Raw genomic sequence first — 18071 nt, 5'->3', positions numbered from 1 at the left:
CAGATTTCACCCGGTGCCCGCCGGCGTCAGCGTCGACGTCAGCGACTGCACGGTGGCACCGTCGAGGAGTTCGGCAAGGGGCGGATCGCACTTGAATTCGGTGGCGATGTGCTCACCGATGACCAAAGCGTCGATGGAGTCGCCGCCGCAATCGCGCACCGAATCCGTACCGACCACGGGATGGCCCAGAACCCGCTCCCAGATCCGCTCCAGCTGCCTGCGGGTGACTTCCTGGGGGTTGGCCGCCACGTGTGGCGCCACCAGACCCGTCGGGCGAAGGAAGTTCAACTCCGTCTCGTGCCGAAACACCGGAAGTCGAGCTGATCCACCATCGGCGATGGCTTCGATGGCATCCAGATAGGCGGCGACAATCGCGTCGAACTGTTCGTCGGAAACCAGCCGCGGATCGTATTCGATGCCGATGCCGAGGGCGCCATACTCGCGGGCGAATATGGTGACCAACGGCAGATTGGTGTGGGCGATCATCTTGCGCCGCAAGGTTCTCGAATCCCTGGCACCCGCGGAACCCGGTGTGCGCTCTCTGGCACCGGCCTTGTCGAAGCTGACGAAGTTAAACGCCGTCTCGAACAATCCGCCGATGCCGATGTCACGCTGGATTGCCCGCAACGACACCCGACGATGCGGCAACAGGTCGCGCTCGGCGGCGAACGCCTGGTCGACCAGCCCGGCGTAGTCCGGTGCCGTCATCTTGATCCGCAACGGGACCGTGTTCAAGAACATCCCCAGGGCGCTGGCCGAGTCGTCGGTTTCGGGCCTGCCGTTGACGACAACCCCGCTCAGGACGTCGTCGGTGGCGCCGAGACGGCCGTTGACCGCCAGGTGGGCGGCCAGCAGCGTGCTTTTCAGCGGTACGTGTCGACTGCGAGCCATCCGCACCAGGCCCGCCTCGATGCGCTCGGGCAGCTCGATCCACCGGAACTTGGGGCGGACGTGCTGCAGGCGGTCACCCGCGAAGCGCAGCGTTTGGAAGCCCTGTAGCCGATCGAGCCAGAAGGCCCTCGACGGGCTGGCCTCGGCTTCGCTCTCGAGCATGACAAATTCCCGAAAATGGTTCTGCAGCCGCGGTCGGGCCGGGGGCGCGCCGGTGGTCCGCAATGCGTCGTAGCTGACGAGCAGGTCACGCTGAAGTTCGGCCACGCTCCACCCATCCAGAAGCGCATGGTGGACCGTCAGCCCCAGTTCGAAGCGTTCGCCATCGCGCACGTGGATCACCACCCCGAACGGAGTCTGGGTTTGCCACTGCATGGCCGCACTCGATTCGGCTTCCATCCAGGCCGCCACGGTGGCCTCCTGTTCGGCGGCGCTCTGCCCGGACAGGTCGATCACCGTCAGTGGGGTGCACACCTCTTCACGCACCACCTGTAGCGGTCGCGAATAGCCGGACAGATCAAAGGTCGTCCGCAGGATCGGGTGCCGGGCGGTGACCACGTCGACGGCGGCGCGGAACGCGATCTCGTCCCACGGGGCGTCTACCAGATAGCTGAACACGTCGTGATAGATGCACGGCCCATCGACTCGGCTGTGCAGCAGCATCCCGGCTTGTAGGGCGGCCAGGGGGTAGGCATCCTCCACACTCGGCGGCAGATCGCTGGGTTGCGGACCCTCGACCATCGGCGTTCGCGGCTCCGATTGCAGCGCCGCACCGGCCGAACCGGTGCGGATCATGCCGGCCGCGAGTTGCTCGGGCGTCTGGCACTGGAAGAGATCTTGAACCTCCACCGCCAGCCCCAACGCTCTGGCCTTCGCCGAGAGCTGCACCGCGTACATCGAGTCGCCGCCGATATCGAAGAAGTTGTCGTCAGCACCGACCGAGGGAAGTCCCAGGACCTCGGCGAACACCTGCCGGATCTGGTCAACCGTCGAGGCGGCGAGATTCCGGGTGGAGTCGGTGGTCTCACTCGGCGTTGCGCTGGGCGCCCCGGCCGCCACCATCGGTGCCGGCAACGCCCGCTGATCGATCTTGCCGTTCGCGGTCAGTGGCAGGGATTCGACGATGACGATCGCTGACGGGAGCATGTAGCCGGGAAGGCGGGCGGCCAACTTCTGGCGGCTGGAATTGATCGGCAGTTGCTCGCCGGTCGAGGTCACCACGTAGGCCACCAACCGGGGTTTGGCGTCGTCGTGGCGCACCATCGCATGACAGGCCACCACCTCTTCCAGCCCCGAGACGGCGTTTTCGACCTCTCCGAGCTCGATCCGAAAACCGTGCAATTGGACTTGGTGATCGAGGCGGCCGAAGTACTCGATCTCGCCCGACGGCAGTCGCCGTCCGACGTCGCCGCTTCGGTACAGCCGCTCCCGAGGGCGAAACGGGTGTGGAACAAAGCGTTGACCGGCCAGTTCCGGCTGCCCCAGGTAGCCCTTTGCCAGCCCGGGACCGGCCACGCAGATCTCGCCGCGCACACCGAGCGGGACCAGGTTGCCGGCAGCGTCGGTGAGCAGGCACTCGAGGTCGGGTATCGGGCGTCCGATCCGCGAACCCCGCCCGCCCAGCACATCCTCGCGGCGCAATCGACGAAACGTCACATGCACCGTCGTCTCGGTGATGCCGTACATGTTGATCAGGTCGGGATGGGAATCGCCGTGTGCCTCGATCCAGGGGATCAGGTCCGAGGACGTCAGCCTTTCGCCGCCAAAGATCACGTAGCGCAAATACAGCGGTGTGTCGGCCTCGGCGTCAGCGTCGCGCAGCAGTCGAAACGCGGACGGCGTCTGGTTGAGTACGGTGATCCGCTCACGTGACAGCAATTCGCGAAACGCGCGCGGGGTCCGGGTCTCCAGATATGGCACCATCACCACGCATCCGCCGTACAGAAGCGGTCCCCACAGCTCCCAAACCGAGAAGTCGAAGGCGATGGAGTGGAACATCGTCCAACGGTCCGCGCTGGTGAACTCGAAGAGCCCCTCGGTCGCGCTGAACAGCCGCATCACATTGGCGTGGGTAACCTCGACACCCTTGGGGCGGCCGGTCGAGCCCGAGGTGTAGATGACATAGGAGACGTCGTCGTCGTTCACCTCGATGTCGACCCCGGTCCCGGGCTGGTCGGAGAGGTCCAGCGCATCCAGCTGCAGGATCGGCGCGTCATGGTCGGCCACCACGTGTTGAAGCGCGGTCTCGGTGAGGATTGCCGTCGGGGCGCAGTCGCACAGCACGAGTTCGGCTCGTTGCGGTGGCCAGCTGGGGTCCAGCGGCACATAGGCGGCGCCGGTCTTGATGATGGCCAGTACCGCAATGGGTATCAGCGGGGTGCGTTCGAGCAGCATCGCGACCTTGTCACCGGGGCGCACGCCACCGGCGATCAGTAACCTGGCCAGCCGGTTCGACTCGGCGTCCAGCTGGGCATAGGTCAGCCCACGCCCCAGGAACCGGACGGCTTCGGCGTCCGGATCAACTCGCGCCCGGTCCTCGAACCATCGGTGCAGCGCAGGGTGTGCGGGCCGAATCTCGCGGCGTCCATCCAGAGCCCGCAACTGGTCGGTCTCGCCCTGGGTGAGCATGGAGAACTCGGCCAACGTGGTGTCGGGTTGGGTGAGGCCCGCGGCCAGCAGTGTCACCAGATGAGCGGCCATCCGCGCGATGCTCTGTGCGTCCCACAACGCATCGCGGTATTCGAACACCAGCCGCAATGCGGTCCCGTCGGACTGCAAGGACAGCGAAAGCCAGAACAGCGAACGGCCGGGGTCGTGTGGCACCGGGGTGACGTCGAGCCCGTCCAGCGTCGGCCGATAGGAGCCGGGGACCTCCGGAACGAACGCCGCCTCGATCAGCGACGCGGCCTTGTCCCGCGCCGCGAACCGCTCCCGCAGCTCTTCGAAGGGCACGTCGGCGTGGGCTGTCGTCGCGGCCAGCCGCTCGGCGGTCGCGGTCGTCAGCGACCACAAGGTGAGCGCCGGCGAGAAATCCGCGCGCACCGGCAGGAGGTTTGCGAAATATCCGATCGCGGCCTCGGACACCCCGGCGGGGCGGGCCGGGAACGGCAGCCCAACCAGCAACGCGTCTTGCTGGGAGTGGCGGTGCAGCAGGTACTGCCACATCGCCAGCACCACCGTGGACCGCTGCACCTGGATCTGCGCCGCGAACCGGTCCAGCCGCTCGAGCACATCATCGGGCAGCGGCGATTCGAACCTGGCCCCGGAAAACGACGCCACCGACGGCGCCGGGAAATCAGTGGGAAGCTCCAGGCGACCCGGGAGGCCGGAGAGCATCTCGTCCCAGAACGGCAGGTCGGTTTCCTCCAGCCGATGGCGGGGTTGGGCGGACTCGGCCAGGGCCAGCTGCCCCATGGTCGGCGCGACGGGGGGTTCATCATCGAGCGGCCCGTCGCCCAGGGCGCCGTAGAGCCGGGACAGTTCGGCCAAGATCGTCGCCCCGGCCCAATCATCGGCAACGATTTGGTGGTAGTTGAGTCCGAGCACCACCCGGTCGTCGGCCAGCCGAAGAATGAGCGCACGCAGCGGAGAGTCGGTGGTGATGTCGATCGGTCTGGCGGCATCCGCGCAGACCAGCTCTCGCAGTAGCGATTCCTGATCGCTTGGGTCATGGCCGCGCAGATCGCGGACTTGCACCGGCTCGGCATCCCCGATTATCTGGACCGGCCCGGTCGCGCGTTCGGGGAATCTGGTCCGCAGCACGGGGTGGCGCTGTGCAAGGAGCTCCAGGGCGTCGTGCAACCGCTCGACGTCAACCTTGCCGCGCAGGTCGAAATACCGCTGCGCACACAGTTCCGGGCCGCCCGCGTTCCTCCGGTCGAGCAGCCAGATCCGCAGCTGGGCATGGGTCAGCGGGGCTGGGGTGACCGCAACGAAGGCCCCACCGCCCACGGCGTAGTCCTCGATGCGGCATTCGGGTGTTCGGGTGAGCGAACCGATGGTCGCGACCAGCTCGGCCGCCAGCCGTTCGGCCGTGGCCGCTTTGAACAGCTCGCGGTCGTATTCCAGGAAACCGCCCAGCGTTTTCCCGTCGTCGGCAAACGACGCCACCAAGTCGAATTTGGCCGACCCCGGGTCGACCGCCACGTGACTGACCTCGGCACCCTCGATGCGCACCGGGGCGATATCGCCGTCGAACAACGTGACCACGGCCTGGAAGATCGGGTTGCGGGTACCAGCGCGCTCCGCGCGGACCACATTGACGATGTCGGGGAATGCCAAAGCACTGTGGTCGACCATGGCTTGGACCTCATCGCGGGCGCGGACGACCAGGTCGGCGAACGTGGGGTTGTCGCGCAGCCGGCAGCGCAACGGCAGGGTGCTGGCGAAGTTGCCGATCACGTTCTCGATGCCGGAATGCTCACGCCCGGCGGTCACGCCGCCGATCACGATGTCGCGCTGGCGGCCACGGCTGGCGATCCACGCCATGAAGGCCGCGACCAGCACGCTGTACGGGGTCGCGCCATGCTCGCGAGCCAGTGCTCGCACCGCCGCCCGGTCGTCGTCGTCGTCGATCACGATCGGCACTCGCGCCCCGCGGAAGCTACCCCGCAGCGGGCGCGGGAAATCCCTGGGCAGATCGATCGCCGGCGGCGCATCGCGCAGATGCTCACTCCAATAGCCCTCCAGCGCCGCGCGGTCGCCGGAGGTGATTTGCCCGGCCACCCAGTGGTGGTAATCGATTGGTTGCAGGCTTAGCTGGGGCAGCCGCGCTGCCCTACCCAGCGCCGCGTAGGCCTTGCTCAGCTCGGCGTTGAGCAGTCCGGCGGCCGACCACCCGTCGGCGGCGATGTGGTGCACGCTCCAGGCCAGGTAGTGGTCATCGGCGCCGAGCGCGATGAGCAGCACTCGGATGGGTAGATCCTTTTGCAGGACGAATGGGCGCGCCCCCAGTTCGGCGATGAGCTCGTGGGCGCGGGCATCGCCGTCGTCTTGGCCGCCGCCGCAAAGGTCGGCATGTTCGATCGGCGCGGCGCCGCCGGGTGCCAGCACAACCTGGACCGGCTGCCCCTGCTGATAGGGGAAGATCGTCCGCAGCGCCTCGTGCCGCTCGATCACCGCGGCGAACGCGGCTTCCAAGCGTCGAGTGTCCACCTCGCCACGAATGTGCACGGCCTCGACGATGTTGTAGGCCGACATCGTCGGTGCCAGCTGCTGCAGGTACCACAGATTGGCCTGCATGGGTGCCAGCGGCAGGGGCGCCCGCCGGTCCACGGGCGCCGGTTCAAGCATCTCGACCTCGGCGGCGGTAGCGACCTGTCGCAGTTTCTGCTCGATGAGGTCTTGCAGGCCGGTCAGGGTCCCGGCCGAAACGAAGTCGCGCATCTGCAGGACCACGCCCATCCGTTCACGCACCCGCATGATCACCCGCAACACGGCAAGGGAATGCCCACCGATGCGGAAGAAGTCCGCATTGGGATCGAGGACGGGCCGGCCGAGGATCTCTTCCCAGATTCTGGCCAGTCCGATCAGTCGCTGCGGCACATCGCGCACATCGGCGTCAGCATCGGCAGCACCGACAGCACCGGCGAAGGGAACGGCTGGTAGCGCGGCCATATCCACCTTGCCGGTCGAGGTGCGGGGAAGCGAGTCCAGCACCATCACCGCGGCCGGAACCATCGTGGCGGGCAACTTGGTGCGGCAGGTCTTGAGCACGGCCTCCAGATCCAGCTCCATGTTCGGGGAGTCGGAAATGAGATAGGCGGCCAGGGCCTTGTCGCCGGGCGCGCGCTCTTTGACGGTGACCACCGCATGCTGCACACCCGGGTGCTCACACAGGGTTCGCTCGATCTCTGCCGGTTCTATCCGCACGCCATGCACCTTGAGCTGCCGGTCCATCCGACCGAGGAACTCCAGCGTCCCGTCGGGTCTTTGGCGTACCCGATCACCGGTGCGATAGACCCGGGCACCGGGATGCGCGCAGCGGACGTCGCGGCGGAAACGCTGCGCGGTGATGGCCGGCGAGCCGAGGTAGCCCATCGTGACACCGGCACCGCCGATCCACAGCTCGCCTTCGCCCCCCGGGGCGGCCAGCGCGCCCTCCGGATCGACAACGTAGAGGCACGCGTTGGCGATCGGACGTCCGATAGGCGCCCAGGATGCCTCGTCGGCGACTTCGACACGCCAGAAGGTCGCATCGATGGTCGTCTCGGTCGGTCCGTACAGATTCACCAGCTCGGCGTGGGGCAACACGGCGGCAAACCGCCGGCACAGCGCCAACGACAACGGTTCACCACCGCAGAACACGTAGCGCAAGGTCATGCACTGGCCAAGATCGGGCTCCTCGAGCAGCACATCCAGCTGCGAGGGAACGATCTGCAGCATCGTGATGCTCGACTGCCTGACGCGTTGGACGATAGAGTGCGGATCCCACTCCCCCCGGGTTGAACACCAGCCGGGCACCGGCCACCAGCGGGCCGAAGATCTCCCACATGAAGATGTCGAATGTGGGTGCGGCCGTCTGCAGCAACGCATCATCGCCGCCAAGGCCGAATTCGTCGCGCCGCCACAGCAGCTGATTGCAGAATGCACGGTGCGAACTGGTCACCGCTTTGGGGTGGCCGGTAGAACCCGACGTGAAGTTGAGGTAGGCCGGCTCAGCAGGATCGAGCTGGGGCGGCGGCATCGACGCGACCGCTGCGCCGGCGCGGTCGGCCGCGATCAGCTCGGGTGCGTTGACCGGAACCAATGGCCGGGTCTGATCGTCGACGACAACGCGACTGACACCGGCATCGGTGATCATGTCCGCGACCCGCGCGCTCGGATGGGTTGGGTTCACCACCACCACCGCCCCGGATCGCGCGATCGCCAGCGCCGCGACGGCCAGGTGAACGCTGCGCCCGAGGAAGACGCCGATGGCATCACCGGGTCGGACCCCCGCCGCGGCTAGGTGTTCGGCGAACGCGTCGACCCGCTCGCCCAGCTCGGCATAGGTGACCGTGGCCCCGTGAACGTCTTCAATGGCGATGGCCTGGGGGGTGCGCTCGATCTGGGCGGCAACGAGTTCGTGAATGCTGTGATCCCCGCCCGGCCGCCGGGGACCGGCGATCGGTTCAGCCTCCCGCCGGCGAAGCGGATGCAGGGCCGGGTCAACCTCGGCGTCGCCGGCGAGAAATTCATCAAGCGTGCCGACCGCATCGGCGTAGGCAGGTAGCGCCTGTTCGTAGCCGCTGGCGTGCTCGTTTCGCCCGCCCACCTTGGTCCGTTCGAGACGCCAACCCCGCTCGATGAGCGCCTGCGCCGCCAACCCTTGCGGTGCCACCGCCGCAAGGATCGCCCAGCCCCCAAGCCGGCCCAGGTCGTGAAAATTGTTGACCGAGGTATCGGCAGCGAGTTCGTCCACGATTTCCCGCAGCCGGTTTGCCGCATCGCGGCCTGAGCCGCGGCTGGCCATCCAGTCATAGACGGTGTCCGATCGCGCGGCCAAGCGAGCGCCCAGTTCGGTCAGCAGGGCTTCCGAAGGCCCCTCCCCGATCCGCAGGAACCGGACGTCTCGCATCAATGCGGCGACCCGGTTGCGCTCCACGTAGCCGCGCCATCCCAGCGTCTGCATCGCGTTGTCGGTGGCGTGATAGGCGAACTCGGAGGCGGCGACCTTGAGCGTCAGGAAGATCTCTTGCGGGGTGTCGGGCTCGGTCGCGACGACGCCGAGCAGGGCCTCGATCGATTCGATCTCTGCGGCGATGCGCGCCGTGCGGCGCTGGACAACCGGGTCGGTGATGAGCAGGCCGGTGCTCACCTCCCGTTGTGACGCGAAGCGGTAGATCAACTGCGCGCATCGCTTCATCACGCCCAGGCCAATCGCGCCGGCGCTAGCGCGGCCGATCCGCAGGCCCTGGTCGATCACCTCGAGCCCATCGCCAATCCCGCCGAGGATCTGCCAGGGCGCTACCCGCACCCCATCGAAGCGGATGCCCGACACCGGAACGGACCGCAATCCGAAGGTTCTCTCAGGGGGCAGCACGCTGACCCCCGGACTGTCAGCCGGGATCGCCACCGCGGTCAACGCGGTGCCACCGTCGACGGCGAACGGCACCAGAGTCACGAACACGCCGGTGCATCCCGCACCGGTAATGCAGGATTTCGCGGCGCTGATCACCCAGTCGGAGCCGTCGGGGATCGCTGTGCTGACCAGTTCACGCAGGTTGGAACCGGACACGCTGGGCTCGGTGATCGCCAGGGAACCCAGCAGCCGGGCGGTGCGCATCGGATCGATGAATCGCTGACGGGCTTGGCTGCTGCCATGGAGCAAGACGGTCTGCATCGCACCGTGATGTACCGCGAGCAGGGCCGCATGGCCGACATCGATGCCACCGACGCGCTCCACGATCGCACTGAGCTCGGCGAGATCGACCGCGGATCCGTCGGCTCCGGCACTGATGTGTCCGAAGTGTCCCGCGTCGGCGAGTTCATGCAACGACCGATCAAGGGTCAACGATGCCGAAGCCGCTACCCACCGGGCTGCCTGGTCCCCGTCGTCCTCACCAGGGCATTGCGAGACCGTCGGGGTACCAGCCGTCATATGAAACTCCTCAGCTCATTCGCCACGGCTACCTGCCACGCGACACAAGGGCGGCGCGCATTCCCTGCCCAGGGGGACCACAAGACCGCGCGATGCGGTCACGCCCCGTTAGGTACATGGCTATGTTGTCATTGTCAACGTGAAATATTGACATTGCCAACTTGACATTGGCTACACGGCTCGGCGTGAAGTTAGCTGAATGTTCCGATTGGCGAGGCGGCAGACGGCGGGCTGCCGCGACACAGAGCCAGAACGATCAATTACTAGCAGGTCATAGCTTTTTGCTCGCGGCGTCGGTATTCAATAGAGGATTCGACGCAACGCCGCTGATCGGCAAACGTAGTTAGCCTGCGACGTCCGTAACACAGCGGATCTTCCGGCAAGAGCCACGATCAGCGCGTCAGAACGAGACAAGCAGGCGTTAGTCAGCAAACTTTGATGAGCCACCGGTATCGGTAGCCGAACGGCGTCCCGACGCTGCGGAACTGCGGCACGCCAACGTCGATAAGCTGGGCCGAATCTCCCGCCACGGGTTGGCCTACCTGTCGACCGAAGGGCCGGACCCGCCTCGTTGATTTACCATGAGCTAACGCGTGGCAGCTCAGGGCCAACTCGTACGATGCTCGAATGAGTGAACGCTCGCAGTATCACCATGGCGGTCTGCGCGACGCGATCCTGACCGAAGCGGCCACCCTGGTCGCCGAGCGCGGAGTTGGCGCCGTGTCGGTGCGTGAGCTGGCCCGCCGCGCTGGCGTGTCACACAATGCCTATGGCCACCACTTCACCGACCGGCGCGGATTGTTCACCGCACTAGCGGCGCAAGGCTTCATGTTGCTTGCCGAAGCACTGCGTGAGGCCCGCGGAAACTTCCTCGACGGTGCCCGCGCCTACGTCCGCTTTGCGATCGAGCATCCGGGCCACTACGCGGTGATGTTCGACTGGTCCCTGATCGACCGCACGGATAGCAATCTGGCCGCCGCGCACGCGGCCGCCGCGATGGAGCTCGCCCGGGGCGCCTCACTGCTCCAAGATCCAAAAGCCGTGGCGGATCGCCACGGCGCCGAACTCGCGGCTTGGTCGCTCATCCATGGCTTCTCGATGCTGTGGCTCAACGGCGTGCTGCCGTCGGACCCGGGCGAATGCACGGATCCGATCGCAACTGCGGAGCGGGTCGCGCTCATGCTGTTCGAGACGTGACATCGGTCAACGGACACTAGGGCGCGCGAAAACCGGCCGCGAACGGGACGCGCGGCCGCGCTTACTCGAGCTGATCGCGCAGCCGCGCCAGGGATTTGGCCAGCAGCCGCGAGACGTGCATCTGTGAGATGCCCACCCGTTCGGCGATCTGCGTTTGTGTCATCGAGTCGAAAAACCTCAGCACCAGCACCGTTCGCTCCCGCTCGGGCAGCGCCTCGAGCAAGGGACGAAGCGACTCGCGATCTTCGATCCGATCCAAACCGGCGTCCATGTCACCCAACGTGTCCGCGATAGCGCGGGCGTCGTCGTCCTCGCTACCGCTACCGCTGTCAATGGACAAGGTGTTGTAGGAGCTGCCCGCTACCAAGCCCTCGACTACCTCGGCTCGGTCCATCTCGAGCTCGGCGGCAAGTTCGGTCGCGGTGGGCGCCCTGCCCAGCCGCTGCGACAGCTCGGCGGTGGCCGCGCCCAATCGCAGATGCAGTTCCTTCAGCCGCCGCGGAACCTTGACCGACCAACTGTTGTCTCGGAAATGCCGCCGGACCTCGCCCATGATGGTGGGCACCGCGAACGAGACGAAATCCGAACCCGTCTCGACATCGAAGCGGACCACCGCGTTGACCAGCCCGACCCTCGCGACCTGAACCAGGTCATCGCGTGGTTCGCCACGTCCCTCGAACCGCCGGGCGATGTGATCGGCCAACGGCAAGCAGCGCTCGACGATCGTGTCGCGGTGGCGCTGGAAATTCGGTGAGTCGGCATCGAAGGTGGCCAACTCACGAAACATCTCCGGGACATCGGCGTATTCGTTGGGTCGTGAAGAGGAACCGCCGGCAGTTCGGGAGGTCACCTGCCGGAGGCCACCCTTCGAGCCGTCAACATGATGCCGAACACGCTGCCGGCTGCCTCAGGTGGGCGGCCATCGTGAAATGTCTGAACATCGTCGGCCAGCGATGTCAGCACATGCCAGCTGAAACTTCCCGGCGCCACCACGTCGTGCGTACTGCACGCGGCAGAGGCCTGGACCACAAGTTCGTCGTCGCGCGGGTCCACCACCAGGGTCAGCGTGGCGTCCGGTGTGGCCGAACGGATCAGCCGAGTACACACCTCGTCGACGGCCAGCCGCAGGTCTGCCACAGCGTCGAAATCCAAGTCTTCAAACGTGCCGATGACACCAACCAGGGTGCGCAGCATCGACAGGTTCTCCAAGCGCGCAGCAACGTTGAGTTCGACGGCACGGTGGCCGCGTTCGCGCTTGTTGATGCGCGGATCCGCATCGGTCATCTGGCCTCCCGGCAATTTTGCACCGACAGTACTCTCGCTTTGAGTCCCGCTTTGGGCCCAGCGTTGCAGCCGGTTGGTCATGATCGCCACCGGGTATTCAACCAGCTACCGGCGAGGCGGGCGGGACCGACACAGTCCGGACGCGCCGGCTCGAGCAAATCGCGATGTTTGCCGGGATGACGTCGGTCGTCGTGATCGTGGTCGCAGTGGAAATCTAGGTCGGTGCTTTGGCGATTTTGTCCCCCATGATGGGGTGACAACGCGGACGCAACAATGCCGGTACTCATCATGGTTTAGACCTGATACCCAGTCGCTACCGCCGGTAAAACCGCGAATCGATTTTCGATTGCATGTTTCTTCGCGCACCGGGTACCGCCGAGATGCCCCACCCCCGCAGCCGCGACAAACACCAACAAGCACCGACGCGGCAGGGGGGCGGACTCCGCAGCCGCCAAGCGACGACGGGGTGCTCACCAATGGCGTCTAGCTGGCCAGCCGCTGTCGACGGACTTCGGGGTGTTCGCTGTACCAGCGATCGGCAATCCTGCGAACCCGTCGATGCTCGAACGCCAGCCAGATCAAACCGACCACGGCGACAGTGAGCGCGACCACGCCGGAAGCCATGCCCTCGGAGTGATGCCCGGTACCGAAGGCCGCCAGCGACCCGACGCCGCCGATTACGCCCGCCACGACCAAGAGGTACCCAGGCCAGTGCAGCACGTCGATCAGCGACTCGCCTGCGAGTGGCCGCGTCGTCCGCAAGTGGTCGACGGGGTCACGATAGGTGTCCCCCATGGCTCCTCCTCTGCTATCCCGTTCTATCCCGCGATTGCTGCCATTACCAGGCATTACCTTCAACGGTAGAACTCCCCGAATAGGATGTGGAGTGATCAGGGCAAATTATTTGTCAAAGTGCCAGTACCGGACCCGCAATTGACGGAACGCCCAGGGAAAGAGCCACCACCATCAGCGTCAGCAAAAACCAGTCGGCGCCGTGCCACCCCCACCAGGTGCCCCCGTCACGCCACACGCGATAGGTGCGCACGAAGGCCCATATCCCGCTGGCGAACAGGATCGCCGGCGCCCCGAGCGCGAGCAAGGTGCGCTCGGGCATGCCACACGCCGCGGTGTCGACTCCTGCGCGTCCGCCGCACGTACTGACCCATAACGCCGCCATAATGAGGAAGCCGACGCCAGCGCTGGCCGCCAGGGCCGCAAAGCGGATAGCAGCTCGGACCTCTTCGTCATCCTGTCCGAGGCGATCACCGTCCGATCGCTCATGCACCCTTTGCATCCTGAACCCCAATCCTGCGTTCTGCGGATACACAGCAAACCGAATACCCCGCCGGGAGCTGGGATAAACAGCGCGCGGCTCAGGTCATAGCCGATAATGCGCTACGCACGGCCGCAATTGCCAGATCGATTTCGTCGCGACCGACGGTGAGCGCGGGACGAAATCGCACACTGACCTTACCGGCCGGCAACGCAATGACCGCCCGCTGCCACAGACGCTGAATCAATTCGTCGCGATCGGCGGTGGTCGGCAGGTCGAAGGCGCACATCAGGCCACGCCCACGGGGATGCAGAACCACCGCCGGCAGGTCCTTGGCTAGCTCGTCGAATTGGGCACGCAGGTAGCGACCCTGCTCGGCCGCGTTATCGACCAATCCTTCGGCCTCGATCACTTCCAGAATGCGGCGGGCGCGCACCATGTCGGTGAGATTGCCGCCCCAGGTCGAGTTGAGCCGCGACGAGACGGCAAACACGTTGTCGACGATCTCGTCGACCCGGCCGCCGGCCATCACCCCGCACACCTGGGTCTTCTTGCCGAACGCCACCACATCGGGTTTCACCCCGAGCTGCTGGTAAGCCCAGGGGGTACCGGTCATTGCGCAACCCGTCTGGACCTCGTCGAAGATCAGCAGCGCATCGTGCTCGTCGCAGAGCCGTCGCATCGCCGCGAAGAACTCGGGCCGGAAATGCCGGTCACCACCTTCACCTTGAATGGGTTCGGCGATAAAGCAGGCAATGTCGTGCGGGTGCGCCTCGAACGCGGCGCGGGCCTGAGCCAAGGACTCCGCCTCCACGGCATCCATGTTGGCATCCGGCCGAATGTATGGAGCATCGATGCGCGGCCAGTCGAACGTCGGGAAGCGGGCGACATTGACCGGCTTGGTGTTGGTCAGCGACAACGTGTAGCCGCTGCGGCCGTGAAACGCCCCGCGCAGGTGCAACACCTTGGTGCCCAGCCCCGCATCGATACCGAGTGCCTGGTTGTGCCGGCGCTTCCAGTCGAAAGCCACCTTCAGCGCGTTTTCGACAGCCAATGCGCCACCGTCGACGAAGAACAGGTGCGGCAATGCCGGGTCGCCCAGCACTCGCACGAAGGTCTGGACGAAGCGCGCCATCGGCACCGAGTACACGTCGGCGTTGCTGGGCTTGTTCAGCGCCGCCTCGAGTAGTTCGGCGCGGAACTGCTCGTCCTCGGCCAACCCCGGGTGGTTCATCCCCAATGCCGACGAGGCGAAGAAAGTGAACATGTCCAGGTAGCGCCGACCGGTTCGGGCGTCGACCAGATACGAGCCGGCGGATTGGGACAGATCGAGCACCAGGTCGAAGCCATCGACCAGCATGCTGCGCCCCAGCACCTCCTGGACGTCATCTGCTTCTATTTGCTGGCATGCAGGCACGGTGGATCTCACGGCGGCGGTCATGCCGACCATGCTAGCGTGTTATTTACGAAAACATGACCCTTGGGCCGGAAAGATTATGGTATGAACTGCCGATCACTGTAAAAAGTGTTCAAAATGATGGTGCTTCGCGTGCGCACGTTAGCGGTTGCCCGGATCCGTTGCAGCAGGTCCTCCAGCGCCCGCGCGGAGACAACCCGCACCAGCAGGACATAGCTCTCTTCACCGGCCACCGAATGACACGACTCAACCTCATGGATGTGTTCCAGACGGGCGGGCGAATCATCGGGTTGGGAAGGATCAAGAGGAGTAATCGCCACGAACGCCGATAGAAAGTGCCCCACCGCCTCGGGGTCGACGCGCGCTGAGTACCCGGTCACCACACCGCGTGACTCCAATCTGCGCACCCGCGACTGGACCGCCGAGACCGAAAGACCGGCACTGGCCGCCAGCTCCGCAAGAGTCGCACGCCCGTCGGAGACCAGCTGGCGCACCAGGATCCGGTCGATGTCGTCGAGCGTCTCACCCATGGGCGCAGACTATCGCAGCAGCCAGGGCACACCATGAGTTCGACGAATAAGCTGGCGACCTGGGAACTGCGGGCCCGCTTCGCCGCGGGACTGTCGGCCATGTACGCCGGCGAAGTCCCCGCATACAGCACGCTGGTGGACGTCACCGCAGAGGTGAACCGTGACTGTGTGGCAGCGCACTCCGGCGCCGAACGGCTGGGATCACTGCAGCGGGTCACCGCCGAGCGCCACGGCGCCATCCGGGTGGGCAGCCCCGCCGAACTTGCCGCCGTCGCCGACCTGTTCGCCGCGTTCGGCATGTTCGCGGTGGGCTTCTACGACCTGCGCTCGGCCCGGTCGCCGATTCCCGTGGTATCCACCGCATTCCGCCCAATCGACGCCGAAGAATTGGCGAACAACCCCTTTCGGGTGTTCACCTCGATGCTGGCCACCGGCGACAGCCGGTTCTTCGATTCCGGGCTGCGCGCGCGAGTGCTGACATTTCTGGGCCGCCGGCAGCTGTTCGACCCCGCGCTGCTGGCCCAGGCCCGGGTGATCGCCGCCGAAGGCGGCTGCGACGCCGCGCAGGCACCGGACTTCGTCGCCAAAGCCGTGGCGGCGTTCGCGCTCTCGCGCGAGCCGATCGACAAGGCGTGGTACGACGAGCTCTCGCGGGTATCGGCGGTGGCGGCCGACATCGCGGAGGTCGGCTCGACCCACATCAACCACCTCACGCCACGCGTGCTCGACATCGACGACCTCTACGCGAGGATGACCGGGCGCGGCATCACCATGATCGAGGCGATCCAGGGTCCGCCGCGCACCGTCGGACCCGCGGCGCTGTTGCGCCAGACGTCGTTTCGCGCATTGGCCGAGCCGCGACTGTTCCGCGGTGCCGATGGCACCGTCACCGAAGGCAGCCTGCGGGTGCGGTTCGGCGAGGTCGAGGCGCGCGGCGTCGCGCTGACGCGACGCGGACGGGAGCGCTACGACGCCGCGATGGCACGGCTCGCCGGCGCCGGGGACCCAGCCACGATCTGGAGCGACCACTTTCCGACGACCGATGCCGAAATGGCGGCGCAGGGTCTGGCCTATTACCGCGGCGGTGACCCGTCGTCGCCTATCGTCTATGAGGACTTCCTGCCCGCCTCGGCGGCCGGCATCTTCCGCTCCAACCTGGACGGCGATACCCGCACCGGGCAGGCGGCCGGCGCCGTGGACAGCGACCCCGATTACCACGTGGGGTGGCTGGCCGGGGCCATCGACCGCGACATTTACGACCCGTACTCGCTCTACCATGCACTCGCCACCGAGCGGGCGCGATGACGGTGCACGGCGCAGCGACAATCGGCAACAAGCAGCCACAGACAGCGACAAACAGTGAAAAGGAGCGAGCGGGGCCAATGACCCACTCAGATGAGCTACGTAACCGGGTACGCAAGGCGTTCGAGGCGATCGGCGTGACCGCCAGCCTCGACGAGCCAGGCGGACACGGGATGCCGTCGAGCACGCCTATCACCTGCGAGACGCTGTTCACCCTGACCGCCACCACTGCCGAACAGACCGAGCGCAGCATCGCCGACGCGCAGGCCGCGTTCACCCAATGGCGAAGCACGCCGGCGCCGGTGCGCGGCGCATTGGTGGCCCGCCTCGGTGAGTTGATCAGCGCACACAAGCACGACCTGGCCGAGCTGGTGACGATCGAAGTCGGCAAGACCGGCTCCGAGGCGCTGGGCGAAGTGCAGGAAATGATCGATATCTGCGAGTTCGCGGTCGGCCTGTCCCGCCAGCTCTACGGTCTCACCATCGCCTCCGAGCGCCCCGGGCACCGGCTCATGGAGACCTGGCATCCGCTCGGTGTGGTCGGCGTGATCACCGCGTTCAACTTCCCGGTTGCGGTTTGGGCATGGAACACCGCGGTGGCGCTGGTGTGCGGCGACACCGTGCTGTGGAAGCCCTCGGAGCTGGCGCCATTGACGGCGCTGGCCTGCCAGGCACTGCTGACCCGGGCCGCGGCCGACGTCGGCGCGCCGCCGTCGGTGGGCGCTGTGGTGCTGGGTGGGGCCGAGCTGGGCGAACAACTCGTCGATGACCCGCGCATCGCGTTGCTGTCCGCGACGGGTTCGGTGCGCATGGGCCAGCAGGTGGGGCCCCGGGTCGCCCGGCGATTCGGCCGGGTACTGCTGGAACTGGGCGGCAACAACGCGGTCATTGTGACGCCATCGGCCGACCTGGACCTGGCGGTGCGGGGCATCGTGTTCGCCGCCGCCGGTACCGCCGGGCAGCGCTGCACCAGCCTGCGCCGCCTGATCGTGCACAGCTCCGTGGCCGACGATGTGGTGGCGCACGTCGTCGCCGCCTGCCGCACGCTGCCCGTCGGCGACCCGTGCGATCCGGCGACCCTGATCGGCCCGCTGATCCATGAGACCGCCTACCGCGACATGCTGGGCGCGCTGGACCAGGCGCGCGCCGAGGGCGGCGAGGTGATCGACCCCAACCCGCGCCGCGACGGCCCCGCGGGCGGCTATTACGTCGCACCGGCGGTGGTCCGGATGCCGGCGCAGACCGCCATTGTGGCGACCGAAACCTTCGCCCCCATCCTCTATGTCCTCACCTACGACGATCTAGATGACGCGATCGCGCTCAACAATGCTGTACCGCAGGGACTCTCGTCGGCGATCTTCACCAACGACCTGCGTGAGGCCGAGCGCTTCCTGGCCGCATCCGACTGCGGGATCGCCAACGTCAACATCGGGACATCGGGCGCGGAGATCGGCGGGGCGTTCGGCGGCGAGAAGCAGACCGGCGGCGGCCGCGAGTCCGGTTCGGATGCCTGGAAGGCGTATATGCGCCGCGCCACCAACACCATCAACTACTCCACCGAGCTGCCGCTGGCCCAGAGCGTCCAGTTTGGGTGAG

At 66.4% G+C, this 18071-nt stretch carries 9 protein-coding genes and 1 pseudogene; 3 read left to right on the top strand and 7 right to left on the bottom strand.

Annotated features, from left to right (window positions below; translation table 11 throughout):
• Window positions 1-6: 6 nt before the first annotated feature.
• Window positions 7-9472 (bottom strand): annotated as a pseudogene (locus tag SHTP_RS06460) (amino acid adenylation domain-containing protein).
• A gap of 627 nt (window positions 9473-10099) precedes the next feature.
• On the opposite strand from SHTP_RS06460, the gene SHTP_RS06455 reads away from it, so the two are divergent.
• Window positions 10100-10669, top strand: a complete 570-nt coding sequence (locus SHTP_RS06455; protein ID WP_096370104.1) for a TetR/AcrR family transcriptional regulator — start codon at window positions 10100-10102, stop codon at window positions 10667-10669.
• Window positions 10670-10730: 61 nt separating this feature from the next.
• Here the strand turns inward: SHTP_RS06455 and SHTP_RS06450 are convergent, their stop codons facing one another.
• The 6 genes from SHTP_RS06450 to SHTP_RS06420 form a co-directional block, all read right to left on the bottom strand.
• Entirely contained in the window at window positions 10731-11519 is a 789-nt protein-coding gene (locus SHTP_RS06450; RefSeq protein ID WP_011740583.1) for an RNA polymerase sigma factor SigF, read from the bottom strand.
• A complete protein-coding gene (locus SHTP_RS06445) occupies window positions 11516-11953 on the bottom strand; it encodes an anti-sigma factor (protein ID WP_096370103.1) in 438 nt (145 codons plus the stop codon). The genes SHTP_RS06450 and SHTP_RS06445 overlap by 4 nt, the downstream gene beginning before the upstream one ends.
• 483 nt (window positions 11954-12436) lie before the next feature.
• On the bottom strand, window positions 12437-12748 hold the full coding sequence (usfY, locus tag SHTP_RS06435) for a protein UsfY (RefSeq protein WP_012393121.1): 312 nt from the start codon (window positions 12746-12748) through the stop codon (window positions 12437-12439).
• Between the two features lie 112 nt (window positions 12749-12860).
• Entirely contained in the window at window positions 12861-13247 is a 387-nt protein-coding gene (locus tag SHTP_RS06430) for a hypothetical protein (RefSeq protein ID WP_172900639.1), read from the bottom strand.
• 79 nt (window positions 13248-13326) lie between these two features.
• Window positions 13327-14667: an L-lysine 6-transaminase gene (lat, locus tag SHTP_RS06425; RefSeq protein ID WP_420866653.1), complete on the bottom strand. Its 1341-nt coding sequence runs from the start codon at window positions 14665-14667 to the stop codon at window positions 13327-13329.
• 53 nt (window positions 14668-14720) lie between these two features.
• Window positions 14721-15173, bottom strand: coding sequence for an Lrp/AsnC family transcriptional regulator (locus SHTP_RS06420; protein ID WP_096370101.1), 453 nt, complete (start codon window positions 15171-15173; stop codon window positions 14721-14723).
• A 33-nt stretch (window positions 15174-15206) separates the two neighbouring features.
• On the opposite strand from SHTP_RS06420, the gene hglS reads away from it, so the two are divergent.
• Complete coding sequence (hglS, locus tag SHTP_RS06415) at window positions 15207-16478, top strand: 2-oxoadipate dioxygenase/decarboxylase (protein ID WP_096370100.1); 1272 nt, start codon at window positions 15207-15209, stop codon at window positions 16476-16478.
• Window positions 16479-16555: 77 nt separating this feature from the next.
• Complete coding sequence (amaB, locus tag SHTP_RS06410) at window positions 16556-18070, top strand: L-piperidine-6-carboxylate dehydrogenase (protein ID WP_096372351.1); 1515 nt, start codon at window positions 16556-16558, stop codon at window positions 18068-18070.
• The last annotated feature ends 1 nt before the right edge of the window (window position 18071 follow it).

Origin of the sequence: Mycobacterium ulcerans subsp. shinshuense, assembly GCF_002355775.1 — a bacterium.
GTDB classification, from domain to species: Bacteria; Actinomycetota; Actinomycetes; order Mycobacteriales; family Mycobacteriaceae; genus Mycobacterium; species Mycobacterium marinum.
This window is presented reverse-complemented; position numbering and strand designations above follow the sequence as displayed.